Here is an 18,419-nt window from a genome sequence, read left to right as displayed (position 1 = left end):
TCCCTTCACCTTATATTGAAACGAAAACTCCATCTTACGATGGAGCCTAAAAAGTATATTACAACAACTATAGCAGTGATTATGCAGTACCGCCTACCGTAATTTTATCTAGCTTCAATGTGGGTTGCCCTACCCCTACAGGTAAACTTTGACCTTCTTTACCACAAACGCCAACACCTTTATCTAACGCAAGATCATTACCCACCATAGACACTTGTTGCATAGCTTCAATACCAGAGCCAATCAATGTCGCACCTTTAATCGGTTTGGTTATCTTGCCATTTTCAATCAAATACGCTTCTGATGTTGAAAACACAAACTTACCTGAAGTGATATCTACTTGCCCACCACCAAAGTTTGGCGCATAGATACCGTGTTCTACACTCGCAATAATTTCTTCTGGTGATGATTTGCCTGCTAGCATATAAGTATTCGTCATTCGTGGCATAGGTAAGTGAGCATATGATTCACGACGCCCATTACCTGTTGGCTCAACGCCCATCAAACGCGCATTCATCTTATCTTGCATATAGCCTTTTAAGATGCCGTTTTCAATCAACACATTATATTGACCAGGGACACCTTCATCATCAATTGCTACTGAGCCTCGACGACCTTCTATTGTGCCATCATCAACGATAGTACATAAATCAGATGTCACTTTATCGCCAATGCGACCAGAGAATACAGATGTTTCACGGCGATTAAAATCACCTTCTAGCCCGTGTCCCACAGCTTCATGTAATAACACACCTGGCCAACCTGCGCCCAATACCACAGGCATAGTACCTGCTGGCGCTGCAATAGCGGATAAATTGACTAATGCCATACGAACAGCTTCACGCGCATAAGTAGTCGCATGGCTTTCGCCCTCAGCATTAGTTAAAAAGAACTCATAACCGAAACGACCACCGCCACCGCTGGCACCACGTTCACGTTTGCCATCCTCTTCAACTAAAACACTAACAGAAAGACGAACAAGAGGACGAACATCTGCCGCTAAAGTGCCATCAGTCGCTGCAACTAATACATGTTCATATACACCCGTTAATGAGGCATTAACTTGTTTAACGCGTTTATCTTCTGCTCGTGCGACTTTATCTACTTCATGCAATAGCGCGATTTTTTCTTCGCGAGATAAACTTTGTAGCGGATCGTTTAAACTGTACAGTGGGGAATGTTGGATAGCGCCTAATGCATGGATATGTCCATTACCTTTAGCTTGAACAATACTTCGTGCTGCATCTGCGCTTTTATTGAGTGCGTTAAGTGTTAACTGATCTGCGTAAGCGAAGCCGGTTTTTTCACCGTAAATCGCTCTAACACCTACCCCTTGGTCAATATTGTAAGAGCCATCTTTAATAATTTGATCATCAAGTACCCACGCTTCGTGATAGCTTGATTGAAAATAAAGATCACCATAATCAATTTGACGCTGTGCAAGCTGCTCTAGTGTTGATGCTAAATCATCTAAACTAAGGTTATTTGCTTCCAACAGACTTTCGCTGACAACAGCTAAACTCATAATTCTTTTTTATCCTTAACTTTTTTGATTAAGTGGGTGAGTTTAGGGCGAAAACGATTATGTTTTACAACCCGTATTTGCTCACGCATACCTTCTAGGCTATCTACGCTAATATTAAGTGCTAACGCGCTAACCGCATCAGGATTTTTTTTCAGCACTTTACCCCAGCCATCAACAGCCATTGTATGACCCCAAGTACGGCGGGTATCATGAGCCCCCACTTGTGCTGGTGCTAAAATAATACATTGATTTTCAATTGCACGAGCACGTAATAATGGCTCCCAGTGCGCTTTGCCGGTTAAACGCGTAAAAGCAGCAGGCACGGAAATTATTTCTGCGCCTTTTTCTCGTAATGCTTGAAAAAGTCCAGGGAAACGTAAATCATAACAGATAGTTAATCCTAATTTACCCACGGGTGTATCTACTACGGTGATACGTTCACCGCGCTGATAAATCGCAGATTCATTATATTCACCTTGCTCGTCATCAATATTCACATCAAACATATGAATTTTGTCATAACGAGCGCGGATTGTCCCTTCATCATCAAAAACCAAACTACTACTGGTTATTAATTCAGGTGAATCGCGACTAATAAGTGGCATAGAACCGACTAAGATCCATACTTTATAGTGCTGTGCCATTTTAGAAATAGCTTCCTGCAAAGGACCTTTTCCCTGAATTTCAGCATATTTATGATAATCTTTGGAACTGGAAAAAAGTAACGCATTTTCAGGTGTTAGTACTAGCTTAACTGAATCGGGTAATTGCTTAATCTGTTGCTCTATTTGTGCCAGATTATGTTTTGTATTTTTTCCACTACAAAGTTGCAAAAGTGCGACATTAACTTTTTTCATAATGCCTGATCCTCTTTAAGCTGACGCAATACTTCGTCAATTTTGGGTTGTTCCATCGTTCCGGTGACATGATAACGTATAACTGAAATTTTACCCCAAAGCGGTCCCAGAACTTTCGATGCAGCAAATACCGCGGCGCCTGCAATAGGGTTAATAGCAAAGGCAGTCGCAACACCCACCGTAGCTGAAATTTCTGGCGTTACAACAACATGTAGGTCCATTTTTTGTTTCAATAAATCTACGGTACCATTGATACTAATATCAGCAATCACACCATCAACAAAAACCTTATCTGCATTCATAATGCCTTGTTTGATAGTAATGTCACTCTTAATAGAGTCATATTCGAAATTATCACTGAAGGTATCTCTGAAATCTAATTGTAACTTACGCAATAACGCATCAAAGCTCACCAATCGTAATAATTTACCTGCTTCACCGACATCAACTTTTTCAATACGTCCTTTGCCTAAATATGAATCAATCTTGCCATTAAGCGTACCAAGAGAGAAATTCCAAGGCGTATCTTGCCACTGTAAATTAAAATTAGCGGTTAAAGGCGATTGCACAATTGGAATGATATAACCAAAGTAAGCAGCTAACTCGTCAACTTCTTCTGCATTTAACTTGCCTGTTAATGTGGTGCTATTTTTACCTGTTGAACTTTCAGACCAAGTCCCAGTTAGCGTTAATTTACCGCTACTATTTTCCAGTATGCCGTTTGTTAATAGCAGTGAACCATCTTTATGAGATAAATCACCTTTCATTTTTCCTAGCAATAAGCCATTTATCCAGCACTCTTGGCATTGAAAATTAATATCGGGAATATTCTTCATTAAAATGACAGGTTTATTCGTATTCGCCATTTTTAATGTTGTTTTTTCTTTTAGCGGTGTTGCCCCATTAAAATAGAGGTAATGAATATTCGCTTGCCATATTGCTTCATTATTTGGAATAAATAAATCACCACGTAATTCACTGCCCGCAAATGACAATTTCATGCCATTATTAACACGCATAATTTCTGTTTGTGGGTTATTCCATTGTTGTCCAGCTAAATTTAAATCAGGTAAGCTAATATGCACATTATTAGGAATAGCGATTTCGTTCTCAGATGATGGTAATGCACCAAATGCCATAATTGTAGGTAACCATTTATCACCATTTATTCCTTTTAGTGCGATGGTTAGCCGCTCTTGAGAACCCAACTTAGGTAATTCTATTGAGGATGAAACTAAATTACCTTGCACTAAACGAAGTGGTTTACCAAGAGCCCATTGGCTATTTAAAGCCCATTGATCTTGCGCATTTGCGCTAATATCTAACCGCTCGCTATTACCTGTTGCCAATACTTTAATTAACGATGAATTAGCCAAATCTTGATTATCTGGCGCGGTAAGCTGGCTTTTTAATGCGCTGATATCACCCGTTAAATTAACTTGATAATTAACATCTTCTTTTTCAGGGATTTTAACGTTCACATCACTTTGCCAAGGTATAACCCCTGATACTTTTTGTTTAATATCAGCGGGTATTCCAGCAATCTTTTGAATATCCCAACGCCCTTTTAATCCAATATCGACTTGATAATTTTCGTTATTATTTTGACTCGTAAATGAAAAATCAATGGGTTGGCCTAGCCAATTAGCGGTTAAGATATCGCTCTCAAGTTTGTCGTTATAATAACGAAACTCACCTGTAACATCGTCTAAAGTGGTGCCCATAAAGTCGAGGTTAACGCTATTATTTTTTAAATTAACCTTTCCTGATGCAACGACATCTTCACCATCGAAAGGAATATCAAGGTGCAATGTGCCAATCACTTTTTCAGCGATTTGTAACTCTTCAAGTGTATGACCAATACTGACCATTTGAGACTGTAAAAAGTAATCTTTAAGCTCTGTTCCTGTCGCTTCAATATCAGCATCAATGACGATTTTGTCTTTTTGGTAACTTTCAATCACCGCACTCACATCTGTGGCTTTAGCAGTACCAACATTGACACTAGGTGCAAACATCCACAAACCGTCATTTTTAAAATCTAAATTAATATCAAGATCAAATAAGGCAGGCCATTCACTATCATATTTAAAAGTCGCATGTTTCACAGGCGCATAAACTTGGAATCGTCCACTTTGATTTTCAAAAGGGAAATCAGCAGGTGCGCCATGAAAGAGAAATGTTCCATTCTCAATATCGCCAGCAATAATGGCATTAGAGAGATATTCAGTTAAGTTTTTACCTACATAGCGCTCAGGTAAATAACGCCAAGCATCACCTGCATTAGAAACTCTTACGCCTGTTAAAATAGAAAGAAGTTGTTTGTCACCTTGTTTTTCATAGCGGAAATCACCATTTACCCATGCTGATGTAGCTTGAATATCGAGCCCTTGGCTCCACAGTGAAATATCATCTTTTTGATGTTGCCAATAAAGTGTGCCGCTCCCGCTTTTGATATTTAAAGGTGCTTGAAATAATTCGCCTGTATCAACCTCGCTATCTTTTAATGCAAAATTCAATTGACCATTTTGCATACTCCCTTTTAGGTGACCATTAAAATGCTCAACAGAAGGGATTTCTTGCCAACGTTTCCACGCAACATCTTTCCATTTAATATCAATAGCACTATGCGAAAAATTATTCGGAGTGAGATCAAGTGCGAAATCGCTGACCATGCCTGAAAATTGTCGATATTGCCATTGTTGAACGAAATCAGGGGTTAAAAATGAAAATAACGGTAATAATGCATATAGTCGGTCTAGCTCAATATTTTTAGCACGAATTCGCCATGCTTCATTATTTCCGTTATCTTGTGGTTGATAAAGCACAGCCAAATATCCATCAGGCCACTCACCACCATCCATTGTGATTTTACGTGTATAAGGAACATCAGCAAGCCAGCCATTTTCTTGGCGTCGCATGCGTAAAATCAAATCTTCAACTTTTAGCTCATGGGGTGTATTGCCACTCAACCAATTCATTTCACCTTGATGAATTTGTAGTTGACTACCGACAACACGCCCTTTTGCTATTTCAACCCAATTCGATAAGCTTGCTTTAGCCTTTTTAAACCCGCTGTTACTTTTTACCCATTGACTTAGCCAAGGGGAAATATCGACATCATCAGCATTAAGAAAAATTTGTCCATGATCGATAATCCCTTCTTTTGAGGTAAAAAGATCAAGACGAAGAGTCAAACCACCATAATGGTTTAGCGAAGTATCAAGCGTGACATTACCTTGCGCACGATGTCGGTTTTTTTGGTTCAACCACATTAATTCAGGCACATGCAATGTACTGGTATCACCAGAAGGCGTTAAAAAGGTAAACCGACTATTTACCAGTTTAAAGTGGTCAAACTGCTGAAGAAAGAGAGAGGAAATATCATCCGGTTTTGTTAATTCAATATCGCCACTTTCTCCTGTAAAAAGAGGCTTGCGATAATCAACATACAGTTTTTCAAAGGTTATTTCTGGAAAATAGAGACGAAAAGCCAATAGAGAATGCCACACATCAAGCGATAATGTAATTTGTGATGCACTCACATCAACATCTTGATGATCAACATGAAATCCTTCAATTTGGATATCAGGACCAAAAGTTTGCCATTCGCCTTTTATTTTTGTCAGTGTCACTGGGCTATTGAGCTTTTTAGATAAATAAGCTTCAATTTCTGGCCGATAATGATCTAAGCGAGGCAGAAAGTAGCGAAATCCACTTAATATTAAGGCAAAAATGATTAGAAAAAAAACTGCTAATAAAAACAGGTATTTTGGCAGTTTCTTCATTACTTTTGTCTCCTTTCTACCACCATAGTCATTATAAGTATTTATCCATTACATCATCACCACATCAAATTGTTCTTGGCTATAAAGCAATTCAGTTTGTACTTTTACTTGTTTACCAACAAAAATTTCTACCTCTGCTAATGCATGAGATTCATCGCCACGCAACGCTTCTGAAACTGTTATTGAGGCATAAACAAGAAAACGATCAGCATCAATGGTTTTATGAACTCGCACAATTTCTCGTAAAATTTCATAGCAAACTGTTTCAACCGATTTTACTGTGCCACGACCTTGGCACGTTGGGCAATCATCACACAATACGTGCTCAAGACTCTCACGCGTTCTTTTACGTGTCATTTCAACAAGCCCTAATTGAGAAAAACCATTAATCGTTGTTTTTACTCTATCTTTGCTTAAAGCTTGTTCAAGTGAAGCAAGAACTCTGCGTTTATGCTCATCATTATTCATGTCAATAAAATCGATAATGATAATGCCACCTAAGTTACGTAATCGAAGTTGTCGAGCAATGGCTTGGCTCGCTTCTATATTCGTATTAAAAATAGTCTCTTCTAAATTGCGATGTCCAACAAATGCACCGGTATTAATATCAATCGTTGTCATTGCTTCAGTTTGATCGATTATTAAATACCCTCCTGATTTTAATTCAACTTTACGCTCTAATGCTCGTTGAATTTCACTTTCGACACCATAAAGATCGAAAATAGGCTGATTACCTTGGTGTAATTCAAGTTTAGCCGTTAATTCAGGAATATATTCACCTATAAATTCTTGTAATTGATTGTAGGTTAAATTTGAATCAACACGAATACTATCTAATTCAGCAACAGCAAAGTCACGTAAAATTCGTTGCGCGAGCGCTAATTCACCATAAATTTGAATACGCGTTTTATTTCTTTTTTTGCGCTCAATGATTTTATTCCATAAACGCTTAAGAAAGGCTGCATCTTGCTTAATTTCATTTTCGCCGATACCTTCCGCAGCTGTACGAATAATAAAACCACCATTTTCGTCACAGTATTCTTCAACAAGATGTTTTAAACGTTCTCGTTCTTCTTCACTCTCAATACGTTGAGAAACTCCCACATGAGAAGCACCAGGCATAAAGACCAGATAGCGTGATGGCAATGTAATATCAGTCGTTAAACGAGCCCCTTTTGTACCTATCGGATCTTTAACGACTTGGACGATTAGGTCTTGCCCTTGATGAACTAGCTGAGCAATATCGCGCACATTGAATTTTTGCTGTTCTTCACCCGCAATACATTCTGTGTGAGGCATAATATCAGAAGCATGTAAAAAAGCGGCTTTATCAAGCCCGATGTCAATAAATGCTGCTTGCATCCCGGGTAATACACGGCTCACCCGACCTTTGTAGATGTTTCCGACAATCCCGCGTTTAGCCTCCCTTTCAATGTGAATCTCTTGAAGTATGCCACCTCGAATATAGGCAACACGCGTTTCAGAGGGCGTCACATTAACTAATAATTCTGCTGTCATGACATTTCTCTCTCGTTTATTAGAGACAAAAATTGCGTTATCAACGCTTCGGTCTCAACAAGAGGTAATCCGACAACTGCGTGATAACTTCCCTCAATCCGTTGTACAAAGCGACCTCCTTTTCCTTGAATGCCGTAAGCTCCCGCTTTATCCATAGGCTCTCCTGTTTCGATATAAGCCTCTATTTCGTTATCTGTCATTTTCCTAAAAGAAACATCTGTTACAACGAATTGGCTCAATGTTTGATGTTTATCAGAAATAGCGACAGCGGTCATCACTTGATGTGTTGAGCCAGAAAGTAGATGTAGCATTTGCTTAGCATGTTGCATATCACGAGGTTTTTCTAAGATATTGCCTTTATAAACAACAATGGTATCTGAGCCTAAAACAGGATAATCACTGGAAGTTTGTCGTACACCTTCTTGTGATTTCTCTATTGCTAAACGTGTAACATAATGCTCAGGGGATTCACCTTGTTGCCAGATTTCATCAATTGCGGGAGTGACAATACTAAATTCAACATCTAATAGCGCGAGAAGTTCTCGTCGTCTTGGTGAGCTGGAAGCAAGGTAAAGTGTAACCACTGATAGAATCCTCATGACGGTTGTCTAAAGCACCGCCATGATCCAGTAAACTTAGTGGACTGAAAATTGATGACGGACTTTGCGAAGCAAAAAAAAGAGCCATGGCCAAAGAATACCACTGACTGGGCTATTCCAGAACACTTGTGGGTAAAAAGTCACGGGTGATAACAAAAATTCTGCCCAAAATACAGCAAGATCAACAACAACAATCGCTAACATGACTACTAAAGCTTGTTGCCATAATGCAAGATTACAAAATAGCTGATATTTAAAAGCGATAATATAACTTACTAAAGTATAGGCTAATGCATTAACACCTAGTGTTGTTCCTTGAACAAGATCTATAATTAAGCCAAGTACAAAAGCGGTTCCTACACTCACACGATGAGGAATTGCTGTTATCCAATAAATAAGAAATAACATAGGCCAAATAGGACGATATATCTCTAATTGCTCAGGCCATGGCATTATCTGTAAGACTAATGCAATGAGAAAAGAGAGCCAGATAACCCAGCGTCCACGGCTTCGATAAGGGTTCATCTTAACTATCTACCTCTATTTTCAACAGGCGGATTAGGTTGCACAGACGAATTCGTTTTATCTGGCACTGTAGCTCTATTATTCGGCTTTTGCGTATTTGGCTTTTGTGACTCTGGTTTTGATGTATCTTCGACAACAGGATCTTGCGATAAAGAAAGCGGCAATGGAGGCCCTGCTTGCTCATAGTTAGGTAAAACTTGAGGCATCAACTGCATTAAACGCTCATTCGCGGCATGATAAACTTCAGAAGGTAATGGTGGCTCGCCCTTCTTATCAGTAGCGTTCCATAATAACAATAAATAGCGTAAGCGTTGTAACTCAGCAGAAGGTCTTACATTAATAACAGAATAAGCGCGTTGGTTATCAACATTAACTGAAGAGACAACCCCGACCGGATAACCTTCAGGAAAGCGTCCACCTAGTCCTGATGTCACCAAGACATCACCAACACGGATATCGATATTAGCAGGCAATGCTTCTAATACTAAATCATCAGAACAACCCGCACCTGATGCAATAACACGAATATCATTACGCAATACTTGTACTGGTAAAGAATGAGATGTATCACAAATTAAAAGTACACGGCTAGTTAATTCACTTACGGCAATAACTTGTCCGACAACACCTTTATCACTAATAACGGGCTGTCCTTCATAAACACCATCATTAGCGCCCTTATCAATAACGACTTGATCTCGATAAGGTGTACTATTGCCAGAAAGAACTTGTGTCACAGTCATTTGTTCATTTTGGCGTAAAGGTGAACCAAGTAATTCTCGTAAGCGAGCATTTTCTTGCTTAAATTGCTCAAGCAATTGGCTTTCGCCACTGCGCACTAGCAACTCTTTTCTCAAAGCTTGATTCTCAAATTGTAATCTTTCGCGTGTCGCAAATGTGTCAGAAATTTGGTCCAGAAAACGACGAGGCCCATTTGCAAGAAAATAGAAGGGGCTAACAGCAGTATCTAAATACTGGCGGACTTTAGAAAATGCACCGATACGATTATCTGCAACCAATAATACGATAGCAATAATAACAGCGATGATTAATCTTAGTTGCAGGGAAGGACCCCGACTAAAAATAGGCTTCATAAAATCTAAGATAACTCACACGGAAAATAAAAAAATAGGTATAAATCTTCTTATCAAGGGGGAATCCGTTCTCCCTTGTGAGAATTAATTTCAATCTTCGCTAAAGAGATCGCCACCGTGCATATCGATCATTTCTAGCGCTTTACCACCACCACGAGCAACACAAGTCAGCGGATCTTCAGCAACGATAACAGGAATACCGGTTTCTTCCATTAATAAACGATCCAGATTACGCAATAATGCGCCACCACCAGTTAAGACCATGCCACGCTCTGAAATATCAGAAGCAAGTTCAGGAGGACATTGCTCTAAAGCAACCATTACAGCACTGACAATCCCCGTCAATGGTTCCTGTAATGCTTCCAGAATTTCATTAGAGTTCAATGTAAAGCTACGTGGCACACCTTCTGCTAAGTTACGACCACGAACTTCAATTTCATTGACTTCATCAGAAGGGTAAGCAGAACCAATTTCATGTTTGATACGTTCTGCGGTCGCTTCGCCGATTAATGAGCCATAATTACGACGAACATAATTAATGATAGCTTCATCAAAACGGTCACCACCAATACGAACAGAAGAAGAGTAAACAACACCGTTAAGCGAAATTACAGCAACTTCCGTTGTACCACCACCAATATCAACAACCATTGAACCTGTCGCTTCAGAAACCGGTAAACCAGCACCAATCGCCGCTGACATAGGTTCTTCAATTAAGAAGACTTCTCGAGCACCAGCGCTTAATGCAGATTCGCGAATCGCTCTACGTTCAACTTGCGTTGCACCTACCGGCACACAAACCAATACACGAGGACTTGGACGCATAAAGCTGTTGTTATGAACCTGTTTTATGAAGTGTTGGAGCATTTTTTCGGTTACATAAAAATCAGCAATTACACCATCTTTCATAGGACGGATAGCTGCAATATTCCCAGGGGTACGCCCTAACATTTGTTTGGCTTCATGCCCTACCGCTGCAACACTTTTTGATGTTCCAGCGCGATCTTGACGAATAGCAACAACAGAGGGTTCATCGAGAACAATGCCCTGCCCTTTGACATAAATAAGGGTATTGGCGGTACCCAAGTCAATAGACAAATCGTTGGAAAACATGCCACGAAATTTTTTAAACATACGAAAGGATAATCCTGCAAGCCGGGACGGAAAAATCCGTCTACTCTACCAACCACAATAAGTAGCGACAAGGCGCGATTCACTACTTAGCTAAAAGTGGACACGTGAATAATCTTAAAGGCACAATATTCTACGTTACTTTTCCCAATTGGAGCAGAAAAAAACTGCATAAAAATGGGCTAATTAAATCGATTAACGTATAAAGTTGACTCTATGCTGTACATATTTAATTTAATCACAATAAAAACAACGTAAATATCAACAAAAATATTACTGTGTTGACACACTGTGACCCAAAAATATTACCGCAAGTTCAAATAAAATTTAATCATTCGATTATTTACCTTGGATCATTTTAAGACAACACATTGCCAACACTTTCGGAACAAGATGAAAGGCTATTTTTAAATCCAATCGTAAAACATTAAAGGCGTTATTTCATAATCAAGAGACAAATCTCAGAATAATCTTTGCTGTAATAAACGTAGAACCCCTCGTTTATACACTAAATAGTATTAATTTGTCTCATTATTCCAAGAGATATTGTGCATAATCACAACGAATTGATGAAAATCACCTATCATGACAAAATTAGAAATAGAGAGGAGAACATCATGAAAGCACTACTCGTTGAACAGCATGGCGATAAACTTCTTGCTAATGTGCAAAATATTGATGAAGCAAGATTGCCTATACACGATATTATCGTCGATATTCATTACTCCACCTTAAACTATAAAGATGGGCTCGCAATTACAGGAAAAGGCAAAATACTTCGTCAATTACCCATGGTGCCTGGTATCGACTTTGCTGGTGTTGTTCATCATAGCGAAGACTCTCGTTTCCATATTGGGCAACATGTTTTATTAACCGGTTGGGGTGTTGGTGAAAGTCATTGGGGTGGATTAGCGCAAAAAGCGGGCGTTAAAGGTGATTGGTTAACACCTATTCCTAATGGTTTATCATTAAAGAATGCGATGATAATTGGTACCGCAGGTTTTACCGCTATGCTTTGTGTCATGGCCTTAGAGCAAGGCGGTATTACACCTCAAAGTGGTAATATTCTAGTCACAGGGGCTAGTGGTGGTGTAGGTAGTACTGCAATTAGCTTGCTAACCCAATTAGGCTATCAAGTGACTGCGCTAAGTGGTCGTTCAGCAAATCATGACTATTTACGTCGATTAGGCGCACAAGATATTTTAACGCGTGAAGAATTAGAGCAACAAGGAAAAGTGCTAGATAAACAGCGTTGGGCTGGTGCAATTGATACTGTAGGTGGTCAAATTTTAGCAAATGTTTTATCACAAACACATTATAACGGAACAGTTGCAGCGTGTGGATTAGCCAGTGGAATTTCATTACCAACCACAGTGATGCCTTTTATTCTGCGAAATGTTCGTCTACAAGGTGTCGATTCTGTCTATTTTCCTGCTGATAAGCGTCCTCAAGTTTGGCAACGTTTGCTAGAAACATTACCAGAAAGCTTCTATCAACAAGCCATGACGGAGATTGCCTTAGAAGAGTCGCCCCATTATGCTCAAATGATGATAGACAACCAAGTAACAGGTAGAACACTCGTTAAGCTTTAATCGATTATCATCTATCCGTATATTTTCGGCATTAAATACGTTAATTTAATGCCAAATTCGCGGTTTTATTTTATTACACACAACGAAAGGTGTGATCTAGATCACATTTTAAAGATATATTAACGATCCATCTCTTAGAAAATTATATTTCCTGTCACATCAATAAATAACGTGATGTTATGATTATTTTTTAAACGGCAGATAGTTTTGTTTTCTCATGGTTACATTCTTGTAAAATCCTTTAACTTTTTATCAAAATATTTCCTTTTCTTCCTGATTAGACCAGTATTTTGCTGTTATCTTCTGTGAAATGTCTATAATGTCCGGCTTTGTGATATGAATCGTCACATTGGACAGAATAAAAGATGACAAAATCAAAATCACAGGTTATTTTGTCATTTCGTTGACGAATTGACGGAGATAGAAGCATAATGTCGGAAAATTTTCATATTTTGCTAATCAATGGTCCAAATTTAAATCTGCTTGGTACCCGAGAGCCAGAAACTTATGGACACCTAACTCTGGATGATATCGTTCAAAGTTTGTCAGCGGATGCTAAGGCATTAAATGTGAAACTCAGCCACTTTCAGTCTAATGCTGAATTTGAGCTAATAAATAAAATTCACGCAGCTCGGGAAAATGTTGATTATATATTAATTAATCCCGCTGCTTTTACGCATACCAGTGTTGCACTGCGTGATGCACTTTTAGGGGTGAATATTCCATTTATTGAAATTCACCTATCCAATGTCTACAGTCGGGAACCATTCCGTCACCATTCTTATCTTTCTGATATCGCAACAGGCGTCATCTGTGGATTAGGTGCAGAGGGTTATCGATTTGCTTTACAGGCAGCGGTTAGCCGCTTGTCTTAATAAAAAACATCAAAAAGAGTACGGAATCAACTCATGGATATTCGTAAAATCAAGAAACTGATCGAGCTGGTCGAAGAGTCTGGCATTTCTGAACTGGAAATTTCTGAAGGTGAAGAGTCAGTACGCATTAGTCGTAACTCTGGTAATCAGGGCCAAATGGCTCCTCAGCAATATTTTGCGGCACCAGCAGCACCTCAACCTGCATTAGCAGCTGCTGTTGCACCTGTAGCGCCAGAAACTCCTGCTGCTACAGCGCCAGAGATCAGCGGTCATATCGTCCGTTCACCAATGGTAGGTACATTCTATCGTTCGCCTAGCCCTGAAGCCAAAGTCTTTGTTGAAGTTGGTCAGCAAGTGAATGTTGGCGACACTCTGTGCATCGTCGAAGCTATGAAAATGATGAACCAGATTGAATCTGATAAAGCGGGTGTTGTTAAATCTATTCTTTGCCAAGATGGCGACACTATTGAGTTTGACGATCCACTCATTGTCATCGAATAACGAGGCAGGTCCATGCTAGAAAAAATCCTCATTGCCAACCGTGGTGAGATAGCACTGCGTATCCTAAGAGCCTGTAAAGAACTTGGGATAAAAGCTGTTGCTGTGCACTCCACTGCAGACCGTGATTTAAAACACGTTCTGCTGGCAGACGAGACTATCTGTATAGGTCCCGCTGCTTCAGCAAAAAGTTACCTGAATATTCCTGCAATTATTGCGGCAGCAGAAATCAGTGGCGCGCAAGCTATCCACCCAGGATATGGCTTCCTATCTGAAAATGCTGATTTTGCAGAGCAAGTCGAACGTTCTGGCTTTATTTTTATCGGCCCTAAAGCTGAGACTATTCGCCTAATGGGTGACAAAGTTTCTGCTATCGAGGCAATGAAAAAAGCAGGTGTTCCTTGTGTACCAGGATCTGATGGTCCTTTAGGTAACGATACTGCTAAAAATATTGAAATTGCGAAACGTATCGGCTATCCCGTCATCATCAAAGCATCTGGTGGTGGTGGTGGACGTGGAATGCGTGTAGTTCGTTCAGAAAAAGATTTAGAACAATCCATTGCCATGACGCGTGCTGAAGCAAAAGCTGCATTTAGCAACGATATGGTTTACATGGAAAAATACCTTGAAAACCCGCGTCACATTGAAATTCAAGTGATGGCTGACGGCCAAGGTAATGCTATCTATCTTGCTGAACGTGACTGTTCAATGCAACGTCGTCACCAAAAAGTCGTTGAAGAAGCACCAGCACCAGGTATTACACCTGAAATCCGTAAAAATATCGGTGAACGCTGTGCTAATGCATGTATTGAAATTGGTTATCGTGGTGCAGGTACGTTTGAATTCCTCTATGAAAATGGCGAATTCTACTTCATTGAAATGAATACACGTATTCAGGTTGAACACCCAGTGACTGAGATGATCACCGGCATTGACTTAATCAAAGAACAATTGCGTGTTGCCTCTGGTTTACCATTATCGGTAACTCAAGATCAAATCAATGTTCATGGTCATGCTGTTGAATGTCGTATCAATGCAGAAGATCCAAAAACCTTCTTACCAAGCCCAGGTACTATCACACGTTTCCACTCACCAGGTGGTTTTGGTGTACGTTGGGAATCGCATATTTATGCAGGTTATACAGTTCCACCTCACTATGATTCAATGATTGGTAAATTGATAACTTATGGTGAAACTCGTGAAATTGCGATATCTCGTATGAAAAATGCCTTGACTGAGCTTATCATTGACGGCATCAAAACTAACATTGAATTGCACCAATTCATCATGAATGATGAGCAATTCCAAAAAGGTGGTACTAACATCCACTACCTTGAAAAACGTTTAGGTTTGGCTGAAAAATAATCTTTTTCATCAATGTCATGAGGCATAGTTAATTGATTTAGCTATGCCTTTTTTATATCCCTATAAAATATAATCTTTTAAAAACAGCCAGATAATAAATATCCTTATTCAACTAGCTACTTTGTGATTAATTTTCACTGAATCGATACTCACTTTCCCGTACAATTCTCACATTCGTTTTAACCCTATTAGATTGGGAGAGCAAATGGACAAACGTTTTGTTCAAGCCCACAAAGAAGCTCTTTGGTCGCTCATTTTAACCTTTATGTATTTATTAGCGTGGTTAATTACCGCCTATTTACCTGATAACACACTTAGCATTACCGGTTTACCACTTTGGTTTGAACTCTCATGCATATATTCACCTATTCTATTTTTTTTATTGTGCTATCTGATGGTGCGTTATTTTTTCAAAGATATGCCATTAGGGGATGACCATGATGATGCAAACTGAAGTTATTTTGCCACTCATTGGCTATCTACTTTTAGTCTTTTTACTGTCGGCCTATGCTTATCGCAAACGCGAAAAAGGCGAATTCCTTAACGAGTATTTTCTCGGTAACCGCTCAATGGGTGGCTTTGTTCTTGCCATGACGGTTACAGCTACCTATGTCAGTGCAAGCTCTTTTATCGGTGGTCCTGGTGCTGCTTATCAATATGGGATTGGTTGGGTATTACTCTCAGTAATACAAGTTCCTGCTATTTGGCTTTCATTGGGTGTATTAGGTAAAAAATTTGCCATCTTAGCGCGACGTTATAATGCCGTAACGTTAAATGACATGCTCTACGCGCGTTACCAAAGCCGTTTTCTTGTCTGGTTTGCAAGTTTTAGCTTACTTGTTGCTTTCGTTGGTGCAATGACGGTTCAATTTATTGGTGGCGCTCGCCTATTAGAAACGGCAGCGGGTATCCCTTATGAATTTGGCTTGCTGATATTTGGCATCTCAATTGCGCTATACACGGCGATAGGTGGATTTAGGGCTAGTGTATTAAATGATGCCTTGCAAGGGCTTGTTATGCTACTGGGTACCTTTATTTTGCTATTTGCCATTATCTATAAGGCTGGCGGTTTAGATGTTGCTATACAAAAGCTCAATGCTATTGATCCTGCTTTAACTTCACCACAAGGTGCTGATGGCATTTTGAGCGGTCCATTTATGGCATCATTTTGGGTGCTTGTCTGCTTTGGTGTTATTGGCTTACCTCATACAGCAGTGCGTTGTATCTCGTACAAAGACAGCAAAGCAATGCACAAAGGCATTATCATAGGCACTATTGTTATGACCTTATTAATGTTTGGAATGCATTTTGCGGGTGCTTTAGGTCGAGCAATTATTCCTGACCTCACCGTCCCTGATCAGGTTATTCCTACACTTATGGTTAATGTATTACCGCCTTTCGCAGCAGGTATTTTTCTTGCTGCACCTATGGCTGCCATTATGTCTACAATCAATGCGCAATTACTACAATCATCAGCTACGCTAGTTAAAGATCTTTATCTTAATATTGCGCCACATGCGATAACGAATGAAAAACGTATCTCACGTTTATCAAGCCTTTCTACCTTAATTTTAGGTGTATTACTTCTATTTGCAGCATGGAACCCACCGCCAATGATTATCTGGCTTAATTTACTGGCCTTTGGTGGCTTACAGGCGGTTTTCTTATGGCCACTAGTACTTGGGCTTTACTGGAGTAAAGCAAATCGTTACGGTGCGATTGCGGGCATGGTAACTGGAGCTACGCTCTATGCTATACTTGCAAGCTTTGATATCAAGATAGCCGGTTTTCATCAGATTATCCCATCACTACTATTAAGCTTATTGGCATTTATTATTGCAAATCGATTTGGTGAGCACACATTGCCAGAATCAGCGCCATTACAATGAATTATTTTTAAAAGAGATTAAGAATTATGCCTTGGATACAATTAAGACTGAATGCAACGGCGACCAATGCAGAAGCCATTGGCGATGAGCTTATCGAAAGTGGTGCAGTATCTGTCACATTTCAAGATAGCCATGACACACCTATTTTTGAGCCACTACCAGGTGAAACTCGTCTATGGGGTGATACTGACGTCATTGGGTTATATGATGCAGAAACCGATATGAACATTATTGTCGCAATGCTTGAAAATAGCCCATTGCTGAGTAAAAACTTCTTACATAAAGTTGAGCAAATTGAAGACAAAGATTGGGAACGTGAATGGATGGATAATTTTCATCCTATGCGCTTTGGTGAACGTTTATGGATTTGCCCTAGCTGGCGTGACGTTCCTGATCCTAATGCTGTTAACGTTATGCTTGATCCTGGTCTTGCTTTTGGTACAGGTACGCATCCTACAACCTCTCTTTGCCTTCAATGGTTAGATGGATTGGATTTAGCGGGAAAAACAGTTATCGATTTCGGCTGTGGTTCAGGTATTTTAGCGATTGCAGCTTTAAAATTGGGTGCTGCAAAAGCGATAGGCATTGATATTGACCCACAAGCAATTCAAGCAAGTCGTGATAATGCACAGCGTAATGGCGTATCTGACTCTCTCACACTTTATCTTGCAAAAGATCAGCCTGAAAACTTAACGGCTGATGTCGTCGTCGCCAACATCCTTGCAGGCCCACTACGCGAGCTTGCACCGGTGATTAGTACACTTCCTCAACAAGGCGGTCACTTAGGTCTTTCTGGTGTTCTAGCAACACAAGCTGAAGGTGTAGCGGCTGCATATGAGGAATTATTTCACTTAGATCCTGTTGCAGAGAAAGAAGAGTGGTGTCGTATTACGGGTATAAAAAAGTAACATCGAACAAATATTAAACAAAGTTTAATATTCTCAAGGTGTGAAAATTTCACTTATTTATTGTTTATCAGACATTAATCTCATTTTTGTCTGATAAACTTAACTTTCTTTCAGTAGTTTATTTATTCTCTATAATCTATTTTTGATTTTTTTTAAATAGATAACATATTGTTTTAAATAACTAAATTATAAACTTATTAAAAATCAAGAGTAAAAAAGTAACTTTTTTTCGCTATTTGGTTAAACTTTTCCTCA

15 protein-coding genes are annotated in these 18,419 nt (G+C 39.5%); 7 read left to right on the top strand and 8 right to left on the bottom strand.

The window, feature by feature from the left end:
• Positions 1-79: 79 nt before the first annotated feature.
• From tldD to mreB, 8 genes are all read right to left on the bottom strand, one after another.
• Complete coding sequence (tldD, locus tag M983_RS10880) at positions 80-1,525, bottom strand: metalloprotease TldD (protein ID WP_066750269.1); 1,446 nt, start codon at positions 1,523-1,525, stop codon at positions 80-82.
• Complete coding sequence (gene nit1 / locus M983_RS10875) at positions 1,522-2,382, bottom strand: deaminated glutathione amidase (protein WP_066750267.1); 861 nt, start codon at positions 2,380-2,382, stop codon at positions 1,522-1,524. The genes tldD and nit1 overlap by 4 nt, the downstream gene beginning before the upstream one ends.
• On the bottom strand, positions 2,379-6,170 hold the full coding sequence (yhdP, locus tag M983_RS10870) for an AsmA2 domain-containing protein YhdP (RefSeq protein WP_066750265.1): 3,792 nt from the start codon (positions 6,168-6,170) through the stop codon (positions 2,379-2,381). The genes nit1 and yhdP overlap by 4 nt, the downstream gene beginning before the upstream one ends.
• Before the next feature lie 48 nt (positions 6,171-6,218).
• Positions 6,219-7,688 carry a ribonuclease G gene (rng, locus tag M983_RS10865; protein WP_066750263.1) on the bottom strand — a complete coding sequence of 490 codons (1,470 nt, stop codon included), beginning with the start codon at positions 7,686-7,688 and terminating at the stop codon, positions 6,219-6,221.
• Positions 7,685-8,272: a Maf family protein gene (locus M983_RS10860; RefSeq protein WP_066750261.1), complete on the bottom strand. Its 588-nt coding sequence runs from the start codon at positions 8,270-8,272 to the stop codon at positions 7,685-7,687. The genes rng and M983_RS10860 overlap by 4 nt, the downstream gene beginning before the upstream one ends.
• Before the next feature lie 51 nt (positions 8,273-8,323).
• Entirely contained in the window at positions 8,324-8,812 is a 489-nt protein-coding gene (gene mreD / locus M983_RS10855) for a rod shape-determining protein MreD (RefSeq protein ID WP_066750260.1), read from the bottom strand.
• Positions 8,813-8,817: 5 nt separating this feature from the next.
• Positions 8,818-9,906, bottom strand: a complete 1,089-nt coding sequence (gene mreC, locus M983_RS10850; protein WP_074388167.1) for a rod shape-determining protein MreC — start codon at positions 9,904-9,906, stop codon at positions 8,818-8,820.
• A 90-nt stretch (positions 9,907-9,996) separates the two neighbouring features.
• Positions 9,997-11,040 (bottom strand): rod shape-determining protein MreB, encoded by a 1,044-nt coding sequence (mreB, locus tag M983_RS10845; protein WP_066750258.1) that lies wholly within the window; start codon positions 11,038-11,040, stop codon positions 9,997-9,999.
• A gap of 614 nt (positions 11,041-11,654) precedes the next feature.
• Here mreB and acuI point away from each other — a divergent pair.
• From acuI to prmA, 7 genes are all read left to right on the top strand, one after another.
• Positions 11,655-12,629, top strand: a complete 975-nt coding sequence (acuI, locus tag M983_RS10840) for an acrylyl-CoA reductase (NADPH) (protein ID WP_066750255.1) — start codon at positions 11,655-11,657, stop codon at positions 12,627-12,629.
• A gap of 431 nt (positions 12,630-13,060) precedes the next feature.
• The gene (gene aroQ / locus M983_RS10835) at positions 13,061-13,504 is read left to right on the top strand and encodes a type II 3-dehydroquinate dehydratase (RefSeq protein ID WP_066750252.1); all 444 of its coding nucleotides are present in this window, start codon (positions 13,061-13,063) and stop codon (positions 13,502-13,504) included.
• A gap of 33 nt (positions 13,505-13,537) precedes the next feature.
• Positions 13,538-14,005: an acetyl-CoA carboxylase biotin carboxyl carrier protein gene (accB, locus tag M983_RS10830; protein ID WP_066750250.1), complete on the top strand. Its 468-nt coding sequence runs from the start codon at positions 13,538-13,540 to the stop codon at positions 14,003-14,005.
• A 12-nt stretch (positions 14,006-14,017) separates the two neighbouring features.
• On the top strand, positions 14,018-15,367 hold the full coding sequence (accC, locus tag M983_RS10825; protein ID WP_066750248.1) for an acetyl-CoA carboxylase biotin carboxylase subunit: 1,350 nt from the start codon (positions 14,018-14,020) through the stop codon (positions 15,365-15,367).
• 205 nt (positions 15,368-15,572) lie between these two features.
• Positions 15,573-15,821, top strand: a complete 249-nt coding sequence (locus M983_RS10820) for a YhdT family protein (RefSeq protein WP_066750246.1) — start codon at positions 15,573-15,575, stop codon at positions 15,819-15,821.
• Positions 15,811-17,256 carry a sodium/pantothenate symporter gene (gene panF, locus M983_RS10815; protein WP_066750551.1) on the top strand — a complete coding sequence of 482 codons (1,446 nt, stop codon included), beginning with the start codon at positions 15,811-15,813 and terminating at the stop codon, positions 17,254-17,256. The genes M983_RS10820 and panF overlap by 11 nt, the downstream gene beginning before the upstream one ends.
• Positions 17,257-17,282: 26 nt before the next feature.
• A complete protein-coding gene (prmA, locus tag M983_RS10810) occupies positions 17,283-18,164 on the top strand; it encodes a 50S ribosomal protein L11 methyltransferase (RefSeq protein ID WP_066750244.1) in 882 nt (293 codons plus the stop codon).
• Positions 18,165-18,419: the final 255 nt, after the last annotated feature.

Source organism: Proteus myxofaciens ATCC 19692 (assembly GCF_001654855.1).
GTDB lineage: Bacteria > Pseudomonadota > Gammaproteobacteria > Enterobacterales > Enterobacteriaceae > Proteus > Proteus myxofaciens.
Note: the sequence above shows the minus strand (reverse complement) of the source record. Positions and strands in the feature narration are given on the sequence as shown.

Bases quoted from the DNA above. Each gene is read 5' to 3' on its own strand.
- tldD (WP_066750269.1), bottom strand. From the start codon at position 1,525: ATGAGTTTAGCTGTTGTCAGCGAAAGTCTGTTGGAAGCAAATAACCTT.
- nit1 (WP_066750267.1), bottom strand. From the start codon at position 2,382: ATGAAAAAAGTTAATGTCGCACTTTTGCAACTTTGTAGTGGAAAAAAT.
- yhdP (WP_066750265.1), bottom strand. From the start codon at position 6,170: ATGAAGAAACTGCCAAAATACCTGTTTTTATTAGCAGTTTTTTTTCTA.
- rng (WP_066750263.1), bottom strand. From the start codon at position 7,688: ATGACAGCAGAATTATTAGTTAATGTGACGCCCTCTGAAACGCGTGTT.
- mreD (WP_066750260.1), bottom strand. From the start codon at position 8,812: ATGAACCCTTATCGAAGCCGTGGACGCTGGGTTATCTGGCTCTCTTTT.
- mreC (WP_074388167.1), bottom strand. From the start codon at position 9,906: ATGAAGCCTATTTTTAGTCGGGGTCCTTCCCTGCAACTAAGATTAATC.
- mreB (WP_066750258.1), bottom strand. From the start codon at position 11,040: ATGTTTAAAAAATTTCGTGGCATGTTTTCCAACGATTTGTCTATTGAC.
- acuI (WP_066750255.1), top strand. From the start codon at position 11,655: ATGAAAGCACTACTCGTTGAACAGCATGGCGATAAACTTCTTGCTAAT.
- aroQ (WP_066750252.1), top strand. From the start codon at position 13,061: ATGTCGGAAAATTTTCATATTTTGCTAATCAATGGTCCAAATTTAAAT.
- accB (WP_066750250.1), top strand. From the start codon at position 13,538: ATGGATATTCGTAAAATCAAGAAACTGATCGAGCTGGTCGAAGAGTCT.
- accC (WP_066750248.1), top strand. From the start codon at position 14,018: ATGCTAGAAAAAATCCTCATTGCCAACCGTGGTGAGATAGCACTGCGT.
- M983_RS10820 (WP_066750246.1), top strand. From the start codon at position 15,573: ATGGACAAACGTTTTGTTCAAGCCCACAAAGAAGCTCTTTGGTCGCTC.
- panF (WP_066750551.1), top strand. From the start codon at position 15,811: ATGCAAACTGAAGTTATTTTGCCACTCATTGGCTATCTACTTTTAGTC.
- prmA (WP_066750244.1), top strand. From the start codon at position 17,283: ATGCCTTGGATACAATTAAGACTGAATGCAACGGCGACCAATGCAGAA.